The sequence below is a fragment of the Variovorax gracilis genome, assembly GCF_030317115.1.
GTDB classification, from domain to species: domain Bacteria; phylum Pseudomonadota; class Gammaproteobacteria; order Burkholderiales; family Burkholderiaceae_C; genus Variovorax; species Variovorax gracilis.
On the sequence record NZ_JASZYF010000019.1, the window covers coordinates 1 to 25,719 of the forward strand.

21 protein-coding genes are annotated in these 25,719 nt (G+C 62.2%); 7 read left to right on the forward strand and 14 right to left on the reverse strand.

Annotation, left to right across the window (positions count from 1 at the left end):
* The first annotated feature begins 1,035 nt into the window (after positions 1-1,035).
* Complete coding sequence (locus QTH97_RS26035; protein WP_286571410.1) at positions 1,036-3,093, forward strand: AsmA family protein; 2,058 nt, start codon at positions 1,036-1,038, stop codon at positions 3,091-3,093.
* Positions 3,090-4,220, forward strand: a complete 1,131-nt coding sequence (locus QTH97_RS26040) for a YihY/virulence factor BrkB family protein (RefSeq protein WP_286571412.1) — start codon at positions 3,090-3,092, stop codon at positions 4,218-4,220. Before QTH97_RS26035 ends, QTH97_RS26040 begins: the two co-directional genes overlap by 4 nt.
* 197 nt (positions 4,221-4,417) lie before the next feature.
* On the opposite strand, the gene QTH97_RS26045 is transcribed toward QTH97_RS26040, so the two are convergent.
* Positions 4,418-4,540, reverse strand: a complete 123-nt coding sequence (locus QTH97_RS26045) for a hypothetical protein (protein ID WP_286571413.1) — start codon at positions 4,538-4,540, stop codon at positions 4,418-4,420.
* A gap of 1,520 nt (positions 4,541-6,060) precedes the next feature.
* Positions 6,061-9,138 (reverse strand): ATP-binding protein, encoded by a 3,078-nt coding sequence (locus tag QTH97_RS26050; RefSeq protein WP_286571414.1) that lies wholly within the window; start codon positions 9,136-9,138, stop codon positions 6,061-6,063.
* Positions 9,139-9,514: 376 nt separating this feature from the next.
* Here QTH97_RS26050 and QTH97_RS26055 point away from each other — a divergent pair, with 376 nt between their 5' ends.
* Both QTH97_RS26055 and QTH97_RS26060 read left to right on the forward strand, forming a co-directional pair.
* The gene (locus tag QTH97_RS26055) at positions 9,515-9,859 is read left to right on the forward strand and encodes a hypothetical protein (RefSeq protein WP_286571415.1); all 345 of its coding nucleotides are present in this window, start codon (positions 9,515-9,517) and stop codon (positions 9,857-9,859) included.
* Positions 9,860-10,278: 419 nt separating this feature from the next.
* On the forward strand, positions 10,279-11,241 hold the full coding sequence (locus tag QTH97_RS26060; RefSeq protein ID WP_286571416.1) for a hypothetical protein: 963 nt from the start codon (positions 10,279-10,281) through the stop codon (positions 11,239-11,241).
* Positions 11,242-12,171: 930 nt separating this feature from the next.
* Here the strand turns inward: QTH97_RS26060 and QTH97_RS26065 are convergent.
* The 3 genes from QTH97_RS26065 to QTH97_RS26075 all read right to left on the reverse strand — a co-directional run bounded on the left by QTH97_RS26065 (position 12,172) and on the right by QTH97_RS26075 (position 16,081).
* A complete protein-coding gene (locus QTH97_RS26065) occupies positions 12,172-13,089 on the reverse strand; it encodes a LysR family transcriptional regulator (RefSeq protein WP_286571417.1) in 918 nt (305 codons plus the stop codon).
* Between the two features lie 162 nt (positions 13,090-13,251).
* Positions 13,252-14,574, reverse strand: a complete 1,323-nt coding sequence (locus QTH97_RS26070; protein ID WP_286571418.1) for a porin — start codon at positions 14,572-14,574, stop codon at positions 13,252-13,254.
* 1,270 nt (positions 14,575-15,844) lie between these two features.
* A complete protein-coding gene (locus QTH97_RS26075; RefSeq protein ID WP_286571419.1) occupies positions 15,845-16,081 on the reverse strand; it encodes a hypothetical protein in 237 nt (78 codons plus the stop codon).
* Positions 16,082-16,318: 237 nt separating this feature from the next.
* On the opposite strand from QTH97_RS26075, the gene QTH97_RS26080 reads away from it, so the two are divergent.
* The 3 genes from QTH97_RS26080 to QTH97_RS26090 all read left to right on the forward strand — a co-directional run bounded on the left by QTH97_RS26080 (position 16,319) and on the right by QTH97_RS26090 (position 18,367).
* Positions 16,319-16,450, forward strand: a complete 132-nt coding sequence (locus QTH97_RS26080) for a hypothetical protein (protein ID WP_286571420.1) — start codon at positions 16,319-16,321, stop codon at positions 16,448-16,450.
* Between the two features lie 178 nt (positions 16,451-16,628).
* Positions 16,629-17,648, forward strand: a complete 1,020-nt coding sequence (locus tag QTH97_RS26085) for a tyrosine-type recombinase/integrase (protein WP_286571421.1) — start codon at positions 16,629-16,631, stop codon at positions 17,646-17,648.
* A 197-nt stretch (positions 17,649-17,845) separates the two neighbouring features.
* Positions 17,846-18,367 carry an H-NS family nucleoid-associated regulatory protein gene (locus QTH97_RS26090; protein WP_286571422.1) on the forward strand — a complete coding sequence of 174 codons (522 nt, stop codon included), beginning with the start codon at positions 17,846-17,848 and terminating at the stop codon, positions 18,365-18,367.
* Between the two features lie 324 nt (positions 18,368-18,691).
* Here the strand turns inward: QTH97_RS26090 and QTH97_RS26095 are convergent, their stop codons facing one another.
* The 9 genes from QTH97_RS26095 to QTH97_RS26135 all read right to left on the reverse strand — a co-directional run bounded on the left by QTH97_RS26095 (position 18,692) and on the right by QTH97_RS26135 (position 25,714).
* Complete coding sequence (locus tag QTH97_RS26095; RefSeq protein ID WP_286571423.1) at positions 18,692-19,111, reverse strand: hypothetical protein; 420 nt, start codon at positions 19,109-19,111, stop codon at positions 18,692-18,694.
* A 653-nt stretch (positions 19,112-19,764) separates the two neighbouring features.
* Entirely contained in the window at positions 19,765-20,289 is a 525-nt protein-coding gene (locus QTH97_RS26100; RefSeq protein WP_286571424.1) for a single-stranded DNA-binding protein, read from the reverse strand.
* 137 nt (positions 20,290-20,426) lie between these two features.
* Positions 20,427-21,416: a P-type DNA transfer ATPase VirB11 gene (gene virB11, locus QTH97_RS26105; protein WP_286571425.1), complete on the reverse strand. Its 990-nt coding sequence runs from the start codon at positions 21,414-21,416 to the stop codon at positions 20,427-20,429.
* A 9-nt stretch (positions 21,417-21,425) separates the two neighbouring features.
* Positions 21,426-22,676: a TrbI/VirB10 family protein gene (locus QTH97_RS26110; RefSeq protein WP_286571426.1), complete on the reverse strand. Its 1,251-nt coding sequence runs from the start codon at positions 22,674-22,676 to the stop codon at positions 21,426-21,428.
* Entirely contained in the window at positions 22,676-23,503 is an 828-nt protein-coding gene (locus QTH97_RS26115) for a TrbG/VirB9 family P-type conjugative transfer protein (RefSeq protein ID WP_286571427.1), read from the reverse strand. The genes QTH97_RS26110 and QTH97_RS26115 overlap by 1 nt, the downstream gene beginning before the upstream one ends.
* Positions 23,500-24,336 (reverse strand): VirB8 family type IV secretion system protein, encoded by an 837-nt coding sequence (locus tag QTH97_RS26120; protein WP_286571429.1) that lies wholly within the window; start codon positions 24,334-24,336, stop codon positions 23,500-23,502. Before QTH97_RS26120 ends, QTH97_RS26115 begins: the two co-directional genes overlap by 4 nt.
* Positions 24,333-24,473 carry a hypothetical protein gene (locus QTH97_RS26125; RefSeq protein WP_286571430.1) on the reverse strand — a complete coding sequence of 47 codons (141 nt, stop codon included), beginning with the start codon at positions 24,471-24,473 and terminating at the stop codon, positions 24,333-24,335. The genes QTH97_RS26120 and QTH97_RS26125 overlap by 4 nt, the downstream gene beginning before the upstream one ends.
* Before the next feature lie 10 nt (positions 24,474-24,483).
* Positions 24,484-25,434 (reverse strand): TrbL/VirB6 family protein, encoded by a 951-nt coding sequence (locus QTH97_RS26130; protein ID WP_286571431.1) that lies wholly within the window; start codon positions 25,432-25,434, stop codon positions 24,484-24,486.
* 13 nt (positions 25,435-25,447) lie between these two features.
* Positions 25,448-25,714 carry a hypothetical protein gene (locus QTH97_RS26135; RefSeq protein WP_286571432.1) on the reverse strand — a complete coding sequence of 89 codons (267 nt, stop codon included), beginning with the start codon at positions 25,712-25,714 and terminating at the stop codon, positions 25,448-25,450.
* Positions 25,715-25,719 lie beyond the last annotated feature (5 nt).

Here is a 25,719-nt window from a genome sequence, read left to right on the forward strand (position 1 = left end):
TCCACCTCAAGTAAGCATCTCGACCTCGCCGTACTACTGGACGACCACCATGGCCGGCGATCGTCTACTGGCGCGGGTGACCGCCATGGCGGCCGTTCTCACACAGGCTTAATGGATTGCGGTCGCGCTGGTTCGACATCTCTGGGGACACGTAGAAGTTGGGCGCGGTTCTACACCGGCGGCGTAGGAAAAGCGCCCTTCTTACTGGCGAAGATGTCGCTGGCGTCGCAATCTGGCGAGGAATAGTCGCCCGGAGCCGCGCTGAAGGCGTACAAGCCAGGCAGGCAGAGGGTCTTGTGTTCACCGGGCGCTCACGCTTCGAGTCGGGATCCGTGCGCTGCGAAGCAAGATGAGGGGAGGAGTTGTCTCGCTTGATCGGGTGGGCACCTCACGAGGGTCTCGTACGCAGGTCGGGAAAAGCGGCTCCTACGTTCGCGCTCCGTTCGAACGAGACCGCCGTGGCAACCAAGAAACCTTCCCCTCCGCAGCCGAACTCGATGCGGCCCGCGCGGCGGCCCGAAACACCGACAGTGATCCGCCTCGCCTGCCTCGCCCGCCCCAGGCAAAGGTGACCAGATTGGCTCAAATGGCGATCGACACCGAGGCACTCGCTGGGTAGCATGCCTACCAACGTAAACAAGCCCTACGGAATGCGCAGAGGCGAACACGCCGTCGCCACCGGCCGGCGAGAGCGTGAGTCCTCCTTCGCGATTGCCCGCACGGAGCATGCTCTCCGAACTGATGAACGTCCTCCAAAGCGAATGAGGTAGGCAGTTGCGTCATGCCATTGGCGTGTCGTCTGACGTTACGAGGCGGAGTACCTGGAGAAGATTCAGTCGGATGCGTGCCGACCTCGGTGTGCCGACGAGGTCGACCGCTGCATGTGGTCGCAAGTTTCATATGAGCATGCATCAGCGTGACGAACCCTTGAGACCCACATGACCTCGTCTGAAAACACGCTGGCCGAGCAGCATCGCAAGATGGCACCGCCGGGGTCGGCGACGAAGGCCTGAAGTCGATATACCCGTACGAGCCATGACCACTTCACGCCGCGGCCTGCTGCGCCGCCATCCAGTCTGGTCTGCGGTCGCGCTGCTGATCGCGTTGGTGATCGTCTTCATCGCCCTCTTCGACTGGAACTGGGTGCGGCGGCCGCTCGAGCGCTACATCTCCCAGAAAACCGAGCGCGAGTTCCGCACTTCCGATCTGCGCGTTAAGCTCGGCCTGACGCCGACGATCCGGATGCGCGACGTTTACTTCGGCAATGCCGCCTGGTCGAAGGACGAGCCCGCGATGGCCCAGGTTGAAATGGTGGAGTTCTCGGTGTCGCTACGCGACTTGCCCGAGAAGATTCTGATACCGCGGGTGGCGCTCACGAAGCCCGATCTGGTCTTCGAGCGGCTGCCCGATAACCGAAAGAACTGGATTCTTTCCGATCCGTCCGACACCTCGCCGAGCAAGCTGCGCATCAGCACGCTCTCGGTCGACCACGGCCGGTTGCGCTACGTCGACCATGGCGAGCCGTTCGAGCTCGACATCCAGGGCACGACCTTCGAGCCCGCAGCTGAGGAGAAGTCGAAGGACGCCGACGCCAAGCCCGACAACAGCCGCTACACCACGCAATATGACTTCAAGGGCAGTTACCACCAAGCGAAGTTCTCGGGGCAGGCGCTCACGGGCGACGTTCTAAGTTTCCAGGAGTCTGGCGTCCCCTTCCCGCTCAAGGGCCGGCTCGATGCCGGGACTACGCGCGTGGCGGTCGAGGGCATGATTGCCGATGCCGCCGACATTTCGGGCATCGACGTGCAGCTGCGTATTGAAGGCCAAACCCTCGCGAATCTCTATCCCTTCCTGCTGCTGCCGCTGCCGGCCTCACCACCGTACCGGCTGCAGGGCCATCTGGTGCTGAAGGGCAACCGTTACACGATGAACGACCTGGCGGGCCAGATCGGCTCGAGCGACATCACGGGCAAGGGTACCTACGTCGATCGGGAGCCGCGTCCGCTGCTCACGGCCGATCTCCGCAGCAAGCGACTGAATCTGGCCGACCTGGGCCCGCTGATCGGGGTGCAGACCAAGGAGAGCGGCGGCAAGCCCGCGGCGTCGCAGTCCGAAACGAGCAGCCGACCGGCTGCCAAGGCCAAGGAGAAGGCGGTCGACCCGACGCACGTGCTGCCGGCAGGTAGCTTCGACGGGAGCCGGCTGCAGAAGATCGACGCCGAGGTGGACTTGGTCGCGACCCGGCTCGTGGTGCCGGATGCGCTGCCGCTCGAAAGCCTCAAGGCATCGCTGCGCCTGCGGGACGCGCGGCTCAAGGTGGATCCGCTCGACTTCGGTTTTGCCGGCGGCACCCTCGTCGCCAAAGTCGCGCTCGACGCGCGCGAGCCGACGATCAAGTCCGAGGTGCAGATCGACCTGAAGCGCGTCCGCATCATCGAACTGGTGCCCGACATGCCGGCCACAGTTGCCAAGGGCGCTGGCCGGGTCGGCGCCACGCTACGGCTCAAGGGGACGGGCAATTCGATCGCAGCTGCCGCAGCAAAGGCGGACGGGCGCATCGCCGCTACCGTGGTGAACGGCAGGATCTCGAACCTGCTGGATGCCGCGAGCGGGTTCAACGGCGGTAAGGTGCTGACGCTTCTGGCCGGCGGCGACAAGGACATCGTGATCCGGTGCGGCGGCGTGGTTTTTGACGTTGCTGCCGGTCGCGGCAAGTCGACCCTCTTCGTGGTCGATACCGAGCAGACGCAGGTTCTGGGCGGTGGCAACTTTGACCTCGAGCACGAACGCTTCGACATCACGGTGGCGCCCAAGCCGAAGGAGGTTGGGCTGCTGTCGCTGCGCACGCCGGTCCGGTTGCATGGCTCGTTCAAGCAGCCGGATTTCGAGATCGTGAAAGGTCCGCTGGCCGCGCGCGTTGGCGCTGCGCTCGGGCTCGCGGCCCTCAATCCGCTGGCTGCGCTCCTGCCGCTGATTGAGACCGGGCCCGGAGAGGAAACCAATTGCGGGGACGTTCAGCGCCAAGTGGCGGGCGAGGCGCGGCAGGCCGGCGGCTCCAAGTCATCGCGCACCCAGGGAGCAAGGAAACCATGAGCCCGAAGAAGCTTTTCGATCTCTGCCGCAAGGCCGTCATGGCCTGGGTGGATGACTACGCGCCCAGCATGGGGGCGGCCATCTCGTACTACACGATCTTCTCGCTCGCCCCGCTGCTGGTGATCGTGATCGCCGTCGCCGGCGCGATCTTCGGGCGCGATGCGGTGCAGCAGGAGATCGTCGGGCAGATCGGCGGCTTGGTGGGCGCCGACGGCGCGGGCGCGGTGGAAGCCATGCTGCGCGCGGCCTCCGACACCGACAAGGGACTGATCGCAGGTCTCATCAGCGCCGGGGTCCTCCTGGTCGGCGCCACGACGGTGTTCGCCGAGTTGCAAAGCGCACTGGACCGCATCTGGCACGTGCCGGAAAGGGAGAAACCGTCCGGCCTGTGGGCGGTGCTGCGGGCCCGCCTGCTGTCGTTCGGACTCATTCTGGGCCTGGCCTTTCTCCTCATGGTCTCGCTGATGGTGAGCGCCGCCCTGGCGGCCTTTGACAGCTGGTTTGGTGGCCTGTTGCCGGGTTGGGAAGTGCTGATGCAATGGGTCAACGTGCTCATCTCCTTCGCGATCCTGACCGTGCTGTTCGCGATGATCTTCAAGCTGATGCCCTCTTCGCCGATCGACTGGCGCGACGTATGGATCGGCGCGGCGGTCACGGCGGTGCTGTTCGAAGTGGGCAAGCTGCTGATCGGTCTCTACATAGGCAAGGCCGGAGTGACCGAGTCCTTCGCCGCTGCGGGCTCCCTCGTTGTGCTGGTGGCCTGGGTCTACTACGCAGCCCAAATCTTCCTTCTGGGCGCCGAATTCACCAAGGTCTATGCTGACGAGCATGGCTCGCTCGCGGGCGCGAAGGCGCAGCAAGCCACGAGGCAGGCGGCGCAAGTCGCTGAAGCCGGCACGGATGTAGCCGCGATTGATCCCTCGGCGCGCGCCGCGCCGGTCGTGGCCTTGGACGTGCCTGACTACGCGGGCATCGCGCGGACCGCCGAGGCACAGAGGGAAATAGACCGCCGCGTGTCGAACGCGTCGCGAGCGCTGATCTATCGGCTGATGATGCTGGCCGGGCTGGCGGTGGCCAACGCCGTGGCGGATCGCCTGGCCCGCACGCGCGGGAAGAAGCGGCGATGACCGTGGTCGCTTTGGCCGCGTCACGCAGGACTTGTCGCGCTGCCCGCGACTTTCGTCGTGCCCTCGCGATGCAGCCGGGCGTTCATTGCCGCGGAGTGGTTCCTGTCGCCTCGGCAGTGCAGCTCTTTCGCCAGTGCCGCCGGTGAGCGGTCAGGGGCCTGCCGCTTCCGTCACGACGTCGACCGCGCGCGCGGCACTTAACGTTTGTGCGCGGTCGCCGCCCGTACGAGCTGGTGCAGCACCTCGGTCGGGTCGTTGTTCTCAGTCAACGTGCGAACCTCGCGCTGATCCTTGCCCTCAACCCCCAGTTTGTTGGCCATGCGTGCCACGATCCGCAGAAGTGCGGTCCTCTCTCGTTCGTGAGAACGTCGATGTGCAAGTCGAGGTGGTGACGCCGCTCATTCTCTTCCGCCGCCATGTTCTGGCTGATCAGGATCAGGATCGACAGGAATGGCTTCCGACGAGACGTTGATTAGCAGCAAGGTAAACGGGTGCTGACCGAACTTCAAGATTGCCTCGTGAGCGCAATGCAGACCGCGAAGACTGCAAGGTTGATCCACAGGAACGCCACCGTTCCACAGTGTGGCCACTGCGAAGGCGGGGAGAGGAAAAGAGGGTGGATGTGAAGACGCGGCCGAGGTGCCATCATGTGGCGCGCGAACTTTCAGGAGCAGCCATGTCAATTGAGGATCAGGCGTTTAATTTCATCGACGATCCCCATGCTCCAGACTCTACGTGAGCGGAGCGACCGGGTTCTTCAATGAGAACGGCGTCATTCATATCACTTTTGAGGCGAACCGAATTGACCACTCGACTAGCCCGGGCCCCTGCAAAAGGGTGGTAGTCGGCCGCCTTGCCATGAACGCCATCGCGGCGCAGGGCCTGGCCGTGGGACTTTTCAATTTTCTGAAGAGCTACGGTCTGGCGCCTGACATTTCGCCGCCACCCGAGGTGCAAAGCACTAAAACAGAACGAATCAGCGCCAAGCGAAAGCCAGCTCCCACGTCGTCTCGCCGGGACTATGGCGACGATGCTGGTTGCACGAACGAGTGTTTCGAGATTGCAGTCGCACACGCCAGTTCCCGCAAAGACCTCCCAGACGCCGAGAACTGTACGCGCCTTGGCCGACAGGATCCACCGGGACTCTCGTTGCGTTCACGGTGGGAGGCGCCGACTTGCGCAAAGAGCCGAGGGGTGCAATATTGAGAGCATGAAGAAGCTGATGTCGACAATCATCCTCGCGATTGCGGGACTCATGACTTCCGGATTCGCCTATGCCCAGTGGCACAACAGCGCTCAGTTCGATCGCGATCTCAGGGCTTGCGATCGGCGCGGCGTGAACTTCGAGCGTTGCATGTGGGACCGGGGATGGCAGCGAGGCCAGGGTCGGCGGTGGAATCACAATCAGAACTGGCACCAGCCCCCTCGTCACCCGAACTGGAACAGTCCACCGCCACGTCATTGGAATCAGCCTCCGCCCCCTCGGCGCAATCAGCCACGGCTCAGCGATATGCAGCAACGCGCCTTGAACAATTGCCGACTCCTGCCTCCCGCCGAACAGCCCCATTGCCGTGCGACCGTGATGTCGACCGTGCGTCGATAGGCGGGCATTCGCGACTTACCGTCGTCGCCGTTCGGGGAAACCGAACCGCGTCTCTGACGGCCGGCGCTACGGAACTTGGAGTTGCTTCAGCGAGGAAGGTCGTCACTCCCACCTTCGACAAGCACCTTGCCATCCTGCAGTAGCGTTGCAGCATGGAAGTAGCAGTCCATGGGCTCGGCTGAGGCTATTGGCGGTTCGCGAGGAATCGTGCCAGTTTGCCGAGACCGGGTAACGGCGCTAGCGCGGCAGAACCCTGCGCAACGCTGTCGCCTCTGTCAGATGCCATTGCATGCTCATGTCTTCAAATTCCCGAAGGGCTTGATCGAGGAGAAGTTCGGCACGATCCCTATTCCCTATCACCGCTTCAATTCGTGCGCGGCACAGCTTCGTGACGGCCGCTTCGTGCGCCGACTGTCGTGCTTGCCCCACCTCCATCGCGAAGTCGATGTAGTGCCGGGCTCGCTCGAGATCCGACGATCGCGCAGCCTTGCGAGCCAGCGCGCGATAGGCCGTCGTAGCCCCAAAGAGATCGCCCTTTCGCATGCGACCAATGGCTCGCGCGGCGTGACGCCGCGCTCCTGGACGCCCGTCGGTCATAAAGGCATCCGCGAGCCAACCGTGGGTCAGCGAAGAAAAAGGGCTGCGGCGCGGTTCGAGCCACACCGCCGCGTCCAGCATGGCTTGCAGAGATTGAACTGTCCGCTCCATCGCCCAACTGGCATAGGCGCTCAGCGCGCCGCCCATCGAAAAGTAAGATAGATTGCGACCTGCCTCGGCGATGCGACAACCGTAGACAGCGGCCTGTCTCGCCTCTTCCCAGCGGCCTTGCCATAGCAGCACGATACCCTGCAATATCCGGGCAGCGGCCTCAACCTGGTGGTTGGCGCCGCCGATTGCACGCAAGGCTTCGTCGAAGCACTCGTGCGCCTGCGCGAACTCACCTCGATCCCCCAGCACGTGAGCCTTGGTGGCAAGGGTATAGCCCAGACCGACGGACAGGCGAACGCCTGTGCGGTGACTGCGTTTGACTGCGATCGCACTGTCCAGCAGTTCGAGCGCGCGATCATAGTTGGCTGAAGCGGCTTCAATCTGTCCCAATGCCGCTGCCGCCTGGACCGTCAACCGATCGTCCCCGATGCGTTGAGCGCCCTCGAAGCAAAGCGTGCAATGGTGAAGCGCGGGGCGCGTTTCGCCGAGCGCGCCATTGAAATAGCCCAACCAGTAGTGGGCCCGCGCTACGAGAGCCTCTTCTCCGCTCTCGACGGCCAATTCGAGGGCGCGTTGGAACACCGCCAACTGATCCCTTGATGGATCGAAGACGGACGCAAATCCCAACCTTTGGGCAATTGAGATCCATCGCAATGACAGCGGCTTTGATGGTTCCAGGCGATCCAAAGCAGCAAGCGCAGCCCGGTATTGAACATGTGCTCGATCAAGTGCCGAAGCGTCCATGGCCTTGTCGCCGGCAAGCTCTGCATAGTGGGCAGCTAACGCGTGCTGGCTCGCCGCACCGTAGTGGTAGGCCAATGCCTCGAAAGGTTCTTCCTCGCCGCTTGCCAAGCATTGTTCACGTATCAGATCGGCGATGCGCAAATGCGTAGCCTCGCGCTCGTGCAGGCCCACAGACTGGTAGATCACGTCGCGCGTGATCCCATGCTTGAAGCGCAGCGTTCCAGATGTCTCACCGGGAAAAATGAAGTCCTGCTCTGCCAGGCTGCGCACCACCGGGGTGTCCTGCGCGTAGCCGGTGAGACTGAGGAGCAGCCAGGACGGAATCACATTCCCGATGACCGCCGCGGTGCGGACCAAATCAGATTGCCCAGCGGTCAACCGCGCCGCGCGGGACTCGATCACCGCGTTCAGCCAAGCCGCGCCTCCATGCAGCTGACCGCGCCGGCGAGTCAGATCGCCATGCGCCGCCGAATGGCACAACTCCTCGATGTAGAGCGGATTGCCCCCTGCATACTTTTGCACTTCCTGCACCATGAAAGGGTTGCCCTGGGGTAACAGATGCTGAATGGTTTCGACGGCCTCTTCCTCGCTCAAGGGCGGAAGCTTGAGCACCTGTGCACCGCCGAGGATGGCGTCGCCGGCCATTACACCGCGCGTCGCGATGAGCACGAAGATTGCACTTCGATCAAGGCTGCGAATCGCATTCAGGATCTGGCTCGTAGCGTCATCGGCCCATTGCCAATCGTCGATGAAAAGCACAAGCGGCCGTCGCGACGCCAAGGCCGCGCAGAGTTCACACATCGCACCAGTAACGACTTCCATCGCGGGCCGCTTCGGGTCACCAATTGAGGCCGTGGGGCTGCTGACAGAAAGTGCTCCGAGAATTGCCCTTCGGTTGGCGGCAAGCCCCGGCTGAACTTCGGCGAGCACTTGGTCCACGGAGGCCGCTGCAACGACGCCAGAGGTACCATGATCGAAGTGAAACAAGGAACGCAGCATCTGCAGAAAAGGCTGCATTGGCTCTGCGCTCAAGTAGCTTTCGCAATAACCTCGATGGAGCTGGCATTCCAGTGCCGTGGCGTGAGCGAGAAACTCTTCTATCAGTCGCGTTTTTCCCACGCCCGTAGGCGCGGAGATGGCGACGCAACCGGGTCGACCTGCTAGCGTCTTGCCAAGTGTGCTCTGAAGCGTCGCCAGTTCGTGCCGCCGGCCGACAAAGGGGCTCAGTCCGCGCTGGACGTGCGCTTCGAACCGGGTATGTACAAGCGTCCGCCCAAGTATCGGAAATACGATGACGGTTTGCGTATGACCTTTCAGACGGAGTTCTCGGCGCTCGCCGGTGCGAAAGAACTGGCGTTCGAAGCCTAGCGTCTCTTCGCTTACCAGGATCTCGTTGCGCTCAGCTGCATCGGAGAGCCGAGCGGCGATGTTGGGTGCATTTCCAAGCAGTTCGAAACGCCCCCGGACTAGATCACCCTCGTCGAGAAGAACGAGACCCGCGTGGATACCAGTGTGAAGTCCAAGTGGGCCGAGCGCTTGCAGCCCGTGATGCCGGATCTGCGTCACGGCCTCATGAAAATCCAGCGCGGCCTCGGTTGCCCGCCTGCCATCGTCCTCGCGCCCCTCTGGGTGACCGAAAATCGCCAGCATGCCGTCGCCTTGGATGCGGACAATGGTGCCGCCGTTCCTCGACACAACACCGGCCCAAACTTGACCAAGCTGACCCAGCAGTTCGGCATAGTGCTCCGCCTCCATAGAGGAGGCGAGCGCGGTCGAGTCTGAAAGATCCGAGAAAACGACTGTGAGGTTGCGCCGTGTCGCCCGCCTTGGCGAAGGTGCGGCATGTGAGGACTGGTCGCTCATGCTCTATCCGTCAAAAGGTTCAGGTAGATGCCTGCTCAGTGCATACAACACTGGCCTGTGATGGACTGCCCCGCCTGGCGCGGTGAGGACGCAGTTGAAACCCGAGCAATCTACAGGCTGCGGGCGAGCTGTCAAGGGGCGTCATCGGTTCTGTCGAAGCAAATCGCAGGTAGCGTTCGAGGGCGCGTAGTCTCTCCCTTCTCAAAAGGCCAGCGCATAGAACTTGGCTGATGCGGGCGCGGTTTTTCCCTCGGGGCGGGGAGGTCGGCGACGGGGTTCCAATGTGCCCCGATGTCTTTCAGTGAGGAGTGCCTAGTGCAGGAAACACGTTATTAACTTTCGGCGATGGCAGCGGCTAACCGCCGCCTTGGTTGTCATGAATGACGACGACTTCGTCGAGCCGTTCGATCTGCTGGAGACGTTGGGTATCCAGGTATGCGTGGACGAAGCCGCCCAGTTGAAGTGGGTTGACCCAGTGCCAGTTCGCATCCCTTGCGTGTCAGTTGGTCGTCTCTCAGGTGGCGAATACAGCTCTCAGGAAACGCCTGCGGAGGTCATCTTCTCGTGGCGGCATGACCACGCAGTGATTGGCTTCATGGGACACGACGGCTTCGTCATGCCGGCGCAGAGCGAGTGTCGGGGACGACTACTGCGCTGGGTGCGCAGTGGAAACCGCTCAGTCACGACGAACTCGACGCGTTATTCAGCACCCGCTGACTAGTGACGATTGCGGAATTCCTATTACGCACAATGGCGCGTATGGCCGGCCTGCACGAACCGGCCCCCAATTGTTACGACATGAGCGAAGCCTGCATAAATCAAGGTGTGCGGCAAAAGGCGACGGACGAGTTGTCAGCGTGTGTTCCCGGCGTGTAACTCGGGAGCGCGCTGTTTGAATGGGAGAAGATCGCGCTGCGCCAGGCCCGGCGGGGCGGACTACGTCACGCTGGTATTGGTTCTGGCATGGCAAGGTCTCTTAGGAAGACAACACTCCACCGAGTGGTTAATTGGCGGAGTAGGAAACCGACGCGGAAATCGTCCGAGTCGGGCATTGCCTACCTCAAACAGCGAGGCTTCCGTACACCGAGGTCTCCGAGTGGCTTGTTCCATGCGACGTACACAACACTGAAGGACGACGCCATGGCCACCTACGCTCAAGAACCACCGATGCCGGGCATTGGCGCGAGGCATGATTCCGCCGTGCTCGAAGCTCCCCGATCCGGAGTCTCCTGGGGCGCCGTGTTTGCAGGGGCAGCGGTGGCCGCCGCGCTGACGTTGATTATGATGGTGCTGGGCGCCGGCATGGGACTGGGCCTGGCCTCTCCCTGGGAGGGCGAAGGTGCAGAAGCAAAAACCATCGGCATCGCCGGAATCTTCTGGATCACATTCACTCAGCTCGCTTCTCCCGGTCTGGGCGGATATCTTGCTGGGCGCCTACGCACGAAGTGGAGCGGACTTCATACGGATGAGGCGCGTTTTCGCGACACCGCGCACGGGATCCTTTCGTGGGCCGTGGCGACCCTTGTGACCTTCGCGTTGATCGCCTCTGCCGTCGGGTCGGCCGTGAGCGCTGGGGCCAAGGCTGGAATGGGCGTGGCCACTACTGTGGCTGGCGGCGCAGCGACCGCGGCGGCAGGAGCTGCAGCGAACCGATCGGGGGACGAAGGAAGCAACGGCCCCATGGCGTACATGACGGACTCCCTGTTCCGGAAGGATCTGAGCGCGGCGCCCGCCTCGGGCGGCTCGACCCAATCAGAGGCAGGTCAAGCCACGACGGATCGAGCGACGACCGCTGAAGTTGGGCGAATCTTTGCCAACGCACTGCGTACGGGGACGTTCTCACCTGAAGACAGCCGTTATGCAAGCCAGGTCGTCGCTCAGCGAACCGGTATGAGCCCACAGGATGCGGAAAAGCGAGTCAACGACGTCTATACGCGCGCCAAAGCGACTCTCGAAGAGACCAAGACCAAGGCGAAGGCGATGGCGGACTCAGCACGAAAGGCGACTGCCTATGGATCGCTTTGGATTTTCATCTCGTTGGTTTTGGGTGCGCTCTTTGCGTCCTACTGCGCGACGCTCGGAGGCCGTCAGCGGGACTTATGATCTAGGAATGTGAAGTCCCGGCGGCTACCGGCCGTTCGGGCCCGCGCATGAGGTACAACAGTACGGTGCCGGGACTTATAAGCTACCGCACCTGGCGCGAGACTTGGCCGCGACGCGTTCAGCCATTCAACGGATGCTTCAGAAAAAAGCGCAGCATTTCCGCGCCCGCGTTCGGTCCAGCGGAGTCTGCGAAGATTCCCGCTTCGAGCCTCCCGACCAAAACTTACACCGCCTGCTGGGAGATCAACTTCGCAAGTTCGCTAGGCACTGGCACAGGACGTTCGGCGGGTACGCCTGCCTGCCTCGAGACGGCTTGAATCCTTAGTCATGGAGCGCTCGATCAAGTGGCTTCCCAGGCCGTCGGGGATGAAGCGCGATTCGTTCGCACCTTTGGCATTGGTTCGTCCATTCGTCAATTCTTCTACAAGGTAAAAGTATCAAGGACCGCTCAATCCGCTTTTCGACGCCGTAGGCCTCCTCGCCCGGGAACTTCGAACGTGGCTTCACAAGCCCCGCAACGGACCGCTGCAATTTGGCTCCCGACGCTGAAAGGCACCAAACGCTCTATGCGCCCATGGAGGAAGCACGCCGGACATGGTAGCGGCTCGTTAGGAACCGCAAACGCCCTGTGCCAACGAGCTCCCAGTACTCGATCACAGGCTCCGTAGCGCCTGTAGATTTCAGGAAGCGGAGCAATTCGAGTTGAAGATTTCCAATTGCCATGGCGCTCTCCAACGGACCGAGCGCCGGGTGCATCAACTCGCGAGCGGCCTATGAGCTTGACGCATGCCTGCATACGGCTTGCCGATCGTCGCGTCGAACATGCCCGCAGCCTTGATGAGATGCTCACATCCAATCCTTAGTAGACGAGGCCGGTGTGATGCTGGTGAACTTGCAGGATGCGGCCATCCGCCAGAGTTCCGCGTAGCATCACAGGACAGATTTGAGCAGGTCTACGAACGCAGTCACGGCCGGTGCCAGCTGCTTTCGGCTGGGAAAAGCCACAGTGGCCGCGAGCGACGGTATTCGCATGTCGTGCAAGAGTCTCACCAGTCGTCCCGCTTCGACATCTTCGTCGCAAAGAGGCCCGAGAAGGCAGCCGATGCCTGCGCCTGCAAGCACCAAGTCACGCACTGCCGAGGGCTCGTTCGCGCTGCTTCGAGGTAGCAATACGGTGGAAAACAGTGGTTCCAGAATCGAGTCGACGAAAGAATCCGCTTCGTTACCGTCGTCGACGACAAAGCTGTGCTGGTGTAGGTCCTCAGGTCTGACCGGAATGCCCATTCGCTGAAGGTAAATCGGGCTTGCGCACAGGCGGCGTTCCACGACGCCGAGCTGCGTTCTCGTGGGGTGGGTTGAGGCACCGAGTGACACAGCGATGTCGATGTCCTCGCTCTTCAGTTCCGCCTTGTGGCGTGTGAACCGCAGCGTAAGCCGCACATCCGGAAAGAGCTCGACCCAATGGGGAAGCAGGCGTCGCTGAATTCGAGTAGCCAACCCCGCACTTTCGCTGACGGCGACCACCAGGTGCCCTTGCGGTGGCGCTGCCAGACTTCCAACGTGGCCAATCGAGTCGCTGATCCGATTCAGGATGTCGGTACAACGCTCTTGCAGTGCCGCGCCACGCGCCGTGAGTTGAACCTTCCGGGTGGAGCGGTTCAAGAGCGACGTTTGGAACAGGGCCTCCAGTCGAATGATGCTTCGACTCACACTGGACTTGTGTATCCCCAGGGCTTCGGCCGCCAGCGAAAAGCTGCTCAGCGATGCGACGTAAGCGAAGACGCGAAGGTCATTGAGGTCCAACAGCTCTCCATCGACGGGTTGCTGCTGCTGCGGTGTCTCATCCATTTGATCTGAGTGGCTGCGATCCCAAGCGCCCGATCAACATTCTTCCCGGCGGAGGGTCGGACGTGTTGCAAGGCTGGCCAACTTTAGCGAAAAAAAAGCCACCCGACTTTCGCCGGATGGCTTCAAGAACTTCCCTTGATGCTGGCTTACGCCAGCGTCAGATCAGAAAGCGTGACGGATACCGAAGTCGTAGCCCATGGAGCTCTTCGGGGTCAGGCCAGGCACGAACAGCGGGTTGGCCACAACAGTACCACCAGGGCCGGCGACAGTCGCAGGTGCATTGCCGAAGTACTCGGGGCTGTTGCCGATGGTCAGGTCAGAGCCATTCTTGTTGTCGATGTAAGCCACCGTTGCGTACAGAGCCGTGCGCTTCGACAGGTTGTGCACGTAGCCGAGGGCCCACTTGCTGGCCTTGGGATCAGGCAGACCGAAGAACTGACCAGGCACGGTCGTGTTCTTGTAGTCCACAGCCGAGTACGCAGCGCGGATCAGGCCAGGGCCGACCGGCACGGTCACGCCGAGCAGCCAACCGTCAGCGCCAGGCTCACGGAAACCGAACGCGCCAGCAACCGTGGTCGGGAACGGAGCCGAAGATTCGACCTTCGTGTCCGACTTGGCGTATTCACCGAACAGCTTCACGACGCCGAAGTCGTACGAAGCACCGATGCTGCCCGAATCGAGCTTGTTCGTGGTGCCTTGGTAGAACTGGCTGGCCAGGGTCGTTTCAGCGTAGGAGATCGCGACATCCAGCGGGCCGTTGGCGTAGCCAACGCGACCACCGATGTAACGGCCAGTGCGCGAGTCATTGAAGACAGCGCCGGCAGGGATGGTCGGCTGAATCAGCACGCCCGGATCCAGGCTGGCCTTCTCGTTGAAGGCGTACATGAACTGACCGTAGAAGCCACCCAGGTTCGGCGGCAGGAAGTAGCCGATCGAGTTGCTGGAGCGAACGTACTGGTTGTTGATCGTGAAGCCGCTGTTCGACGCGTTGCCGCTGTTGTAGCCGTTGGCCGTCGAGATCAGGTTGGTACCGACGCCGTTGGTGCCGAACGGATCGAACACGGTGTCGTTCCAGAACGTCGGGGTGTAGTCACGACCGAGGCGGACTTCACCGAATGCGCCAGACAGGCTGACCGTTGCACGACGATTGAACGTCAGGCCGCCACCGCCTTGGGCCGTCGGGCCGAGGCCGGAGATCGTTTGGCCGGTGCCGTCGTCGTTGTTGATACCGGCTTCGAGCCAGAAGCTGGCTGCCAGGCCGCCACCGAGGTCTTCCGTACCACGGAAGCCCAGACGGCTGGAGTTGTAGCCCGAGTTGGTCAGCTTGGTGGCCTTCGTCGTGACGCTGTTGCCGAAGACGTCTTCAGTCTTGTTGGAATAGCCGCTGACAGCGGCGTCAACCACGCCGAACAACGTGACAGACGACTGAGCCGAGGCGACGCCGGCGACAGCCAGAGCAGCCAGGGCAACTAGAGATTTTTTCATTGCAAGTTTCTCCAAGGTTAAACATAGGGCTCCGGTGCGAAGGGCTCACCGTGACTGGCACTTTTGTGCTCCCACCGGACCCCGGGCCAACCTCCTTTTGGGAAGTTGTCGCTATTGCACCAGAGCACGTAAGTCAGAGCAAAGCATATCGAGTGAAATGCACAGCGAATGAACCGTTTCGTTGTGGAATTGCGACACACCTCTTGGTGCGTTCCACAATGTGATCAACGCCGTCTTGGCCCCTCGGAACCGCACCCGCGCGCGTGGTCCTGCCAATCCTCGCTTCTCCTCCCATAGTAGTGAGCTTCACGCGCCAACAGTCGCTGCCATCGGTGAGGTTTTGGCTTAGCCCTCATGCGGCATCTCCGGCGAGTCCGCGTGGGGAAGCACCTTCAGCCACCGAGCATCCGCAAATCTCGATTTCGACGATCACCGTCTCAACACGGGAGGGGGAGTTAGGGGCAACACAGCTGCGACAAAAACATCAGGGGCCCTGTTGAACGCCGTCCGCGCCGTCGCCGACACTCAAGGGTCCGTCTTGCGCCATGTGCACGCTGCGGCAGGCTCGGCCTTACCGCTCCAAGCGAGCAGCTTCGCACGCACAGCGAGCCGATCCCGTGCCGCCATTTCGCCTCGGCGTCGGTGCTTAACGTTAGCACTCACTTCCATTCGGCTCAGATGGCCAAGATATCCCGATCGGGGGGCCCTCGAGGCGCTCTCCTCGGGATGTGCTGGTTGCCGATTTCATCTCGGTGCACTGGAGCGGCTCTCGCGCTCATTTCCCGAGGCACAGGGTGTGCCAGCGGTAGGAATGTTCCAACCGCCTGGTCCTGCTTCGACCAGAGTGCCTGGACCATCGGCACCGGCACCGCGAGCGCGACGGCGGCGATGGACGCCCCAGCCAGCGATTCGTGCCCCCTTGAGCATGTTGGCGTTGTCCACTTGTTCGCCTGCGCGTCTTGCAGAAGCGCCTCCAGTACGGCGACCGTGCGGTGCTAGGCTTGCTCGGTGCTTCAGTTCGCCGCCGGATTTCCCGGCCAGCCAGTCGATGGCGTACGGGCCCTGCGGCCTTGATCTGCTCGCGCCATTCGCTGATCTTGCCCAGCTCGCGTGCCAGCGGGCTCTCTGCGTCGCGTATTGATTGCGCTGCGGTGCACGAAGCCGGCCGGTCTGGACATGGGCCACCTTCCTTACGCAGAGCCTGGCCGGTCGCGGATCAGGTCGGCGAGGGGCCGTTTCCTTGGCGGGTCAGTTGCGTCAGGGGTGTCTGTCATGGCCGGGGCGCCGCGTCTTCGCTGGGCACGCGCGGCCCGATGCGCTCGTCGGTGACCAGCTTCAGCAGCGCGACGCAGCCGGCGTCGAAGGCGTCAAGCCACATGTCGTACGACTCAACGCTGGACTCGATATCCGTCCAGACGCCGCCCTCGGTGGACTCGTGCAGCACCCAGTAGAAGTGGCCCTGCTCTGACTCGTCGACGAAGACGCTGATGCGGCGAAGGTGGCCCATTTCCATATTATGAGTTCTGCCATCGTGGTCCCTCGCGGCGAGGTATTCTTTTCAGCATGAGACGGCTGGACAAGTTGATCACTGTCCTGCTCTGGCTGACCGGCTTGAGCTGGGTTGCTCTGGTCGTGGTTCTATTTCGCGAATCTAGCTGAGGGGTCAGAGCCGGCATCAGCGGTCCCGCTTTCCAAAACTCGGCGACAGGTCATTTGCACGGGATGAGCGCGGGGAGATCGGGAAATGCCGCGCAAGTACGCCGATTCACTGTCGGTGAAAATCGCGCTCAATGCCGAGCCCATCCGCTCGGCGCCACACACGCGCGGTCTCGGCTATCTGCGGAGCGGCCACCAAGGCCTGCCGGACGCGCAATAGGCCTAATTTGCGCGGGGGCTTACGCCCCCTGGCGGGTATCTGATCGGCGGGGTGCAACGACCGGACAGAGGAGAAGATCTGATTTACGCTAACGGCAAACCACTACCTTAATCCGCCCAGGTTCAACAACAAACAGCCTCCCTCCTCGCCAACCATCCGTTTCGCCGTTAGCGTATTTATGCCTTCCTATCCTCTCTTCGACGACAAGCCCTCCGAAATCCACCGCCTGGCTTTCGAGCGCTGGCTCGAGGACCAGCGCGCGTCCGGCTCGCTGCGGCAGCCCTCCTCAATCCAGGTCTACCGAGACATGTGGGGTGCCTTCACCGCGTGGTGCCTCGGTCAGTCGCCCGCCATCACCCTGTCCTCGCTCGACCTGTCCGACCTGCAGGTCTTTCAGGCCGCCCGCTTCGGCCGCAAGAGTTCGGACCTGTCGCTCTCGCCTCGGCACGCGCTGCGGCTCGTCCGACTCATCGACCGCGTGCTGCGTCACCATGCGGCGCAGAGGGACGAGCGCCCAAACACAGCGGCGTCCGATTGGCTGGCCTCCCATCCGGAAGTGCGCTATGCGGAAGCAGCCGAGGCGGACCCCTTGCCCGAGTTCCTCTCGGTGGCAGAGGCCAGGCACCTGATCACCTATCTGTCGAATGCACGACCCAGACCCGGGCTTTCCGGCGCGCGGCGCGACAGTCACGCAGCCTTTACCTGGCAGGAGCTTCGCAACCGCACCGCTGTGGCATTGCAACTGGGCGGCGGACTGACGCCGGGCGATGTTCGGGGGCTGACCTTGGCATCGCCGATCTCGCGCGGCGGCCGCGTGCGCGATCGGCCCTGGAAAGTCTTAGTACCCGGCGATGGGAATTCATCGGCGCACGAGACGCCGATTGCGCCCTGGGCCGGTGAATTGCTGCAGCATTGGCTGCAGGTTCGCGCCCAGACTCGCATCGAGGGCGATCACCTCTTCCCGTCGACGCGCAGTGGCAAACCATGGCACAAGGAGTCGCACTACAAATCCGCGAAGAAGGTACTCGAGGATGCGGGCATCGACAGCCGAGAGGGCGGCTCGTTCCGGTTGCGCCATACCTTCGCGTTGCGCCAACTGCGCCGCGGCTTCGAACCAGAGCAGGTTGCTGCCTGGCTCGGAGTCGAGCCGGAAGCGATGTACCGCTACAGGCGGATCGTGCCGATCGACGTCATTTGAACCAATCGCGCTGGGGCGACTCCATTGCATTTCGGCCTGAATTGGCAGTCGGTGGTTTATTGCAAATGCACAAACGCCAGTGAGCCAGGAAGATGCAGACTTTCAGCCCACTCGACCGCCATCGCACGGGACTGGCAGAATCAGGCGTGAAGGAGTCGCAGTACTCTTCGAACCTCAATCAAAAAGGAAAGCAAGCAATGGCACAAACCTACGAGCAGATCCAGAAGCAGATCGAGCAACTTCAACGCCAGGCGGAAGCCTTGCGGGACACCGAAGTCACGGGAGTTGTCGACCGCATCAAGGTCGCAATTGCGCAATACGGCCTGACGGCGGCCCAACTGGGCCTTGACTCCGGACCGACAAAAGGCGTGGGCAAGAAAACCAAGAAGTCCTTGTCCCAGTTCAGCGACGGCGCAGGCAATGTGTGGTCGGGCCGTGGTCCGCGCCCGCGCTGGCTGCGCGAAGCGCTCGTAGCAGGGCGGTCGGTCGAGGAGTTCAGGGCTGGTTCGACGGTCAAGTCGAAGCCGACTCCCGCAATCGATAAGGTGGCGGCAGCCAAGCCGGTCTCCAAGGCGACCGCGAAGAAGGCCAAGCGCGCTCCGTCGAAGCTTCACTACAGCGACGGCGCTGGCAATTCATGGACCGGCCGCGGTCCGAAGCCTCGATGGCTGAAGGCGGCCATCGACAGCGGCAAGACAATGCAGGACTTCCTCAGCTAGCCTTTCGAACCTCGGGGCCCAACCCCGAGCCGGCTTTCGGCTGACTGTCGGTGTCGGCAATCTCTGGCTGACGCACCAGAAATTCAGGAAAACCCAATGGCATCAGATACTCAGATGCCATCAGCCTGTGCCAACCTGGCACATCGCCCGCGGGATCGGATTGCCGCCGGAGCCTTCCAGGGGGAAGTTCGCTCCACCCGTGTCAAACCGATCGCCGATTCAGAGCGGGCCACTGCGACGTCTGACGAAGCCTGCCCGCAGCCAAATTGCCAGCGTTTCAAGTGCTGCCCCTCGCTAGCCGCAGCAATGCCGCTGACCGTTGTCTCATAGATTCGTGCTCCGGTTCCATGGGCTTTCAGTTCGCTGTAAGGTCTTCCAAGCACGACGATAGATGTAAAGCATCGCGGCCAACCCCAGCGTCGACAACAGAGTCGCCGCCAAACCCGGGGCGCCTCGGTGCGCGGTCGAACAGTCGACCAGCTGGTGGTTGTTGAGTCGTTCGGCTAGGCGGTAGGCCTCGGGCGCGGTCGAGAAGCTGGCGATGCAGTGCCCGCAGAAGCCGTCGGTCTCGGCATTGATCGAGCCGGCCCAGACGTCGTAGACGCTGGTGATATCTCCGGGCTCGAACTGCCGGATCACCTTGTAGATGGTCGACGGGTCACGTCTGCGCAGCAGCGAAAGGAGACTCAAAGCGGGACCAGACGGTGGCAGGTTAAATAAGTTGGACGGGCGGGCGATCCTCATCACTTGAACGAAGGCTGGACGATGCGGGGCGCGACCGTGATCGACCACGGCAACCGGATCGCATGGCTCATCTTGACCTCGTCGATGCCTGGACCGTCGCTTGAACTGGCGGCACAGGCGCCCTGGCCCTGGACGGGACAGACAGACTGCCTTGCGGATGCCGCTGCGACGGCGAGGCATTCGCCGAGACGTTCGTCTTGCCAAGACTGTACGGCGTCGAAGTTCTCGACACTGACATCGAGACCGCTCGATCCGAGGCGAGCGGGCGCGCCATTTCCAGGGCACGCAGCGTGCGCGGCTCGGAAAGCGAGGCCCCATCGATGGCGGATGGACGATGACGGAGTTCGCTCGCTACTTCCTGCACTGCCAATGGCTGCTTCCAGCTTCTTCCAGCTCTTACGTCGACATAAACGAGGCGATCCGCACCGTCTATCAGCGAAACACGCACAGCGACTTCGGGCCGTACCGAACGCTGATCTTCAAAGGCATCGCGACGGAAGGGAGCGCGAGCCTCACGCTTGTCAGGTCTCACGTTCGACCGTGCCTCCTTCGAGCGGTTGGCGGCGCTCGCATCACGCCTGTCCATGGCCCCGCGCAGACTGTCGGGGCAAATGTCCCTCGTGTCCGCCTCACTCGGTGACTCAGGCGTCGACTCAGGCGCTGGCGCCTTGGGCGGCGGGTTCACGAGACCGTTCCTTTTCGGAGTCGTCGCCGGCCAGGTTGGTACGCACGACATTCAGCATCCCAGCGAGATCCGCCAGCGTCACGTCGTTTCGCAGGCCCACGGCAACGTCCTTCATCAGGGTCTCGATCGAGGCCATGCCCTTGGCAGCCGCAACCACAGGGTCCGTCTTCGGAGCCCTGCGAAGCATCTTCATCTCGTCGATCCGTATCTCCAGGCCGCGCTGCTCTGTCCCATCCTTGTCGGTCCAATGCGTCGTACGCTGGCGCCCCTCGACATAGACCTCGCTACCCTTCGTGAGAAACTCCCGGGCAATCTCCGCCAGGCGGTCGTAGCAGATCAATTGGTGCCATTCCGTGTGTTCCACCAACTCGCCCGAACCGCGATCGGTCCAGTACTCGTTGGTTGCGAGGCTGAAGGTCGCATAGCTGCCCTTGCCGCTATGCCCGCCTTCGGGATCCCGGCCGAGCCGGCCGATCAGTTGCACTCGATTCATGACGCTCTCCTTGAGAACGAGGGAAACACCCTCATACATGCGCTGGTTCCACCCACTCACCGCACGACCGACAGCGCATACATCGGGTCGTAGTAGATCGCCGGCACGTGCCGGCCGCGCTCCCTGTCGAAAACCAGTTAAGCGATCACATGGACCAGCGTGTGCAGGAGCCGCATGATCTCGTCAAGCGCCAGGCTGCGACCCTCGTCCGATGCCTTGATCAACAGAGCGATCCGGATGAAGGCTTCCTGCGATGAATTCGCGTGGACGGTCGTGATGCCGCCAGGGTGGCCCGAGTTGAGGACGTTCTGGACGTAGTAGAAGGTTTCGTCGCCCCGCAGTTCGGCCAACAGCACACGGTTTGGCGTCTTGCGCATCACCGCCTGCAATACCTGCTTGGCCGTTGCCCCGACGACGCGCTCGCCCGCGTGGGAATCGCGCCGATAGAAGAGCGCTTGGGAGTTCGCATGGTTCGCGAGCGGCATCTCGGGAATGTCCTCCACCGTGATCAGCCGCTCCCAACGGGGAATCAATTCGATCAACGCTCGAATGAACGAGGTCTTGCCGCTGCCAGTCGCGCCCGACACGATCAGGTTCTGATGTTCTCGCACAGCCTGTGCGAGAAACGCTGGCCATTCCCCGCCCTTCGCCAGTTCCCACAGCTCGATCTGCGCGGGCTCGAGCTCACTGAGGAGCCTGTGGCGCTCGTCTTCAGCTAGGGCTGTCGAGCACACGTGCCGTGTTCGCTCGAAGTAGCCTTGCGCCACGAACTGGCCCAGCTCGAACGACTGGCTTGTGTGCTTGCGCAGATTGAGATAGATCATTCCGCGCGGCGCGGTTGGGGGCATCGTCATCTCGATGCGCTCGCCGCCAGGCAGGTAGGCCGAGAGGATCGGATCTGCCTCGTCGAACGGCTTTTGCGAGATGTTCGACAGGAAGTTGCCAAGAGCCTGCAGATACTCGAAGGTCATCATCGGCGCCTCTACGCGCTCCCACACGCCCTTCTTCCACAGTTGCACGGCACCCGGGGCGTTCACGGCGATTTCGTTCACGCCCGGATCGGCCAGCCAGCCCTCGAAGGCGCGCAGATGGGCCAGGATCGAGACGTATTTGTCAGGTGCACCCATGGCGATACCTCAGTTGTTCGGTGCGGCCGGGCGCAGTTCGTAGACCGTGGAAAAGTCGACGTCGCGCGCGACGAAGATCTTGATGATCTCGCCCTGGTTCTTGTAGAGGCTCGGCTTCAGCTGACTGCCCTGCTTGAGCATCTCCTCCACGATCGTGTTTGTCGCGTTTTCCGTGTTGTTCAGCTGGGCGAGCGTGCCCTGCGTTCCGATGTTGTACGTCGTGCCATAAGGGCTTCCGCTCGCCCTCTGGGCGCGGGCATCGTCCCGCGCGATATAGATCTGCTTGGCGTCCTGGAGCAGGGAGAAGAAGATGGCCCCGGCAAAGCGTTCGAACCACTTGTTGTCGACGTACCCCGAGGTGCCGGCCCGGCCAAGCGCATCGGTCCCTGGCGAGTTCAACTGCACGGACACGAAGTGGGGCGTGACGGCTCGCGACCACAACGTGAAGATCGTCTTCTGCCCCGCCTGCAGCCCTTGGGTGTATTCCCCTTCCATCGTGGTGCCGGCTTCCATGAGCACGACCTTGCCGTCCATCGACATCACCGGCGCGCTCAAGATGCATTTCAGGAAACCGGGCTGATCCGTCAGGATCGCGGTCAGCAATGTGCAGTCGGGCAATGTGCCCTTGGCGAGCGTCACCGAGGGGTTCCGGTTGACCGTTGCGCTGGTCCCGGGCGTGTTCGTGGACGACAACGCACTGGCCAGTGCGTTCGTGCCGCCCTGCGGCGTCGAGGCGCCGGGGAGGCCCGCGGTGGACGCCATCGTCGCCCCGGACCCCATCTGCGCTGCTGCGGCCGCAGCCGGCTGCGTCGCGGCCAGGGTGATCGCGCTCTTGCGTCGACGCTCGCGGATGCGGTCTTCCTCAGACATGCCGCCTTGGACCGTGGGCTGGGCTGCTTCGGCCTTCTTCTCCGGCTCCGGGCAGTTCAGTCCAATCGGCAAGCGCAAGCCGCCAGGGCACTCGACGTAGGACGGAGAGGATGGGACCGAAGGAGTCGGCCCGAGCGCCAGTGGCACCTTGATCTCCGGCGCCGACAGCGGGCGAGAGTCAATCGGCGCAGTGGTCTTCGCCGGCGCGGGCATCCCAAAGAGTCCGAAATAGTTGTTCCTGCTCGCGATCCCAAAAAGAATCAGCAACGCCGCGACGCTCGAGGTCGCCACGAGGATGAGTTTCTGGCCCGGAGCAACGGCTCGCTTGTGCTCGACGAGTCCCTCTCGCTCCTCCTCGGCCACCGGTGCTTCCAGCTTCTGTTCGAACATCACTCCCCTCCCGGTTCGCGAATCGCCCGCTGCACTTTCCCGCTGGCCGTGCCCGTAGGAGCCGACTGGATTGGGAGGGTCGGCGACTTGTTGGTGATGCCCGCGACGAGACCGCCGCGACGCAGGATCATCCGCGTCACGACGCGGTGCAGCACCATCGTGTCCTCCTCGACGTGGTAGTCGACCAGGCTCTCGGTGCCGTCCGGCTCGATGATGAAAGCCGCCGGCATCGGGTTGGCCGCGGACAACAACATGAAGGTCTGACGGCCGTTGTCGTGCATCGACAGTGGCTGCAGTTCCTGCGGCCCGATGATCCAGTAGTCGTAGTTCAGGTTGCCCTCTAGGGCCGATGCCTTGAGGTCCGCCTTCATCTGCTTGCGGTCGGCCTCCTGCTTTGCGATCGCACGCCCCTCAGCGGTCGAAGCATCGCCCTCCAGGTACTGCAGCCGAACCCAGTAGGCGACGTTGCGCGCAGTCCGGCTGGTCGTCTTGAGTTGGAACAGGTAGCTGCGACGGTTCGTGAAGAGCGTCAGGTTGGTGTCTGCCTTGACGTCCTTGGGCTTGAGCACAAACAGGTTGCCGTTGATGGCTGCGTGCCAGGCGTCGCGGTCGCCCATCGCGAAGTCCTTGATCTCTTCGTTCCTGGCGAGCTCGATGGTTGTCACGATGCCTTCGGCCGCGGCGATGCGGATGATGTTGTCGCCGGTGTAGCGAACCGTCTGGATGCGCGCATCATTGGCCGAAGGGACCGTGCCGACCTCGGCATGGCTTGCGGTTGCCGCAAGGGCAACGCACGCAAACCACGCAGAGGAGAGCGGCGTTCTCATCGCACCACTGCCTGAGGCATCCCAACATTGGCTGGGGTGATCGCAGGGACAGTTGCGGTCGCGGACACGGGCGCGGGCGTGGGTGCCGAAGTGGGACCGCCCTGCCCTGCCGAGGCCGTGCCGGCCGTACCGAGCACCTGCGACACGCCTTCCTGATCCCGCCGGTAGTTCACGGCGCAGAAGCCGAACGCGTTGACGTGCAGGTCGCGGATCTGGGAGGGCACGTTCGCCTGCTCGTACCGCACCGTGAGCGTCGAGATGTACCGGGTGCGCACTGGTGGTGCGACACCACGCGTCACCGTCTTGTCGAATCGAACCTGGGCGACGCGCAGGTCGTCCTGGTCGGTCGGCAGGAAGGTGATGCTCTGGATCTCCACGCGCTCCGAGTCGGTCGGTGTCATGGTCTTCACCGGCGACTGCGCATTGAGTTCCGGGTTGAAGAAGTCTTCCCAAGCGGAGCGCACCGGTCCGCAGGACATCAGATAGGCCGTCTTGTAGTTCGCCTCGGCTTCACCTCGGGTGAAGCCCTCGCGCGCGAGCACATAGCGGGCGACATCCGAGAGAATGATCTTCTGATCCCGATCGCGTCCGACGTTCACGATCTCGCCGGGAGCCTGCACGTCGTAGGCACCGGTGGCGTTGTCGACTCGAATGATGGCCGGTACGAACTGCTTGAGTGGCAAGAGGACGGTGACGCTCAGGACGCATAGCCCGCAAAGGATCCCGCATGCCCAGGCAATCCGGGCGTTGCGCGTCGCTCGCCGCTCAAGGTCGAGACGCGACTGGGTGTCCCAGTCGAGTGCCTTGGCGAAGTAGGACTCCTTCTCTGTCACTTGGCTGCCTTTGTGACGTGGGAAGGATTGATGGGCCGCTCGTCACCGGTGGGCCAGCCGGGCGGTGGCTTTGGCCCACCGCAGCCTGAGAGGTACATCACGAGCAACGCAATCACGAAACGAAACGTTGCGGTCATCACTCATCTCCTATCTGACCCGCGAACGAGTGAGAAGAGACTTGGCGTGCGTCAGATTCGTCAGGCCCGCACCGAATGATCCGCCGCTACCTCCCGTCAACGATGCGCAGATGGTCGGGATCTGGAGAAACATGAAGAACATCGCCAACGAAATGATCAGAATCGGAATGGTGATCGCCGCGACATTCAGGCCTTCTCCACTTGCTCCCAGCAGCCGCGCTACCATCGACAACACGTTCCCGCCGCCAACACCGCCGAGCGTCGAATTGAGCTTCCCGACATAGCTGTTCACGATGCCGATAAACATGAAGATGAAAAGTGCCGTGAACACGTGATAGAAAACGAAGTACAGCGCCGTGTTTAACCATGAGTAGAAATAGTTGCGTGTCTGAGGCAGCACGAGTGCCAGAACAAAGAATGGGCCAACAGCAAGCACCATGCTGAGACCAAGCTCAGAAAAGATGACTGAGAAGAGTGCCGCCGCCAGCATTAGATAGACCGCTACGATGACAAGGACTCCCATCAAGAAAAGCGCAATGGCGGGCCCGAACGCCAATTCTTTGATCAACTTTGTTCCAGCAGTGAACATGGCCGATACCAAGTCCACCACCTTCTCGTTCACTTGACCGAGTAGATCCGGAGCCGATCCTGAGGTTGCACTCAGCGCACGCGTCAGTTCGCTGGGCAAAGCGAAGAGCGGAGTCGCCACCCATGACAGGTACCCATTCCCCATCACGTACAACACCACCATGAAGCCGACAAACTTGAGGAGCCAATCGGTGATCGGCATGGTTACCTTGCCTTCAATGATGAGATAGCACCAGATCAGCATGCAGATGCCGAGTAGCACCCAAGCTATCGGGATCACATAGCTTGAAACTCCCATTGCGGCACTTTGGTAGAACCCGGCCAGGGCCCTCTCAAAGTTGTTGTAGATGTCGCCAATGATGTTGTCGGCCACGTCAAGCTCCGCATCAGAATCTGATGTTAAGAGGTTTGGACAGTCTGCGTACCTCATCTTGAGCCGTGCACGCGGATAGGCGCTTCCCGTGCTTTTCGATCTCAAGACTGCAAGCGGCATTCAGCTCGGTAAGCGGGGCAAGGTTTCCTTTGTCTGCCTCAGCGGCGATGAACTTCGGGTCAAACTTGGCGGCCTCGACCACTTCTTGCCGCTTACTGCAACTCGCGATCAACAGAACTCCGATCAGCACCGCAGTTCGCTCGAACAGTTGTTTTTTCATGATCT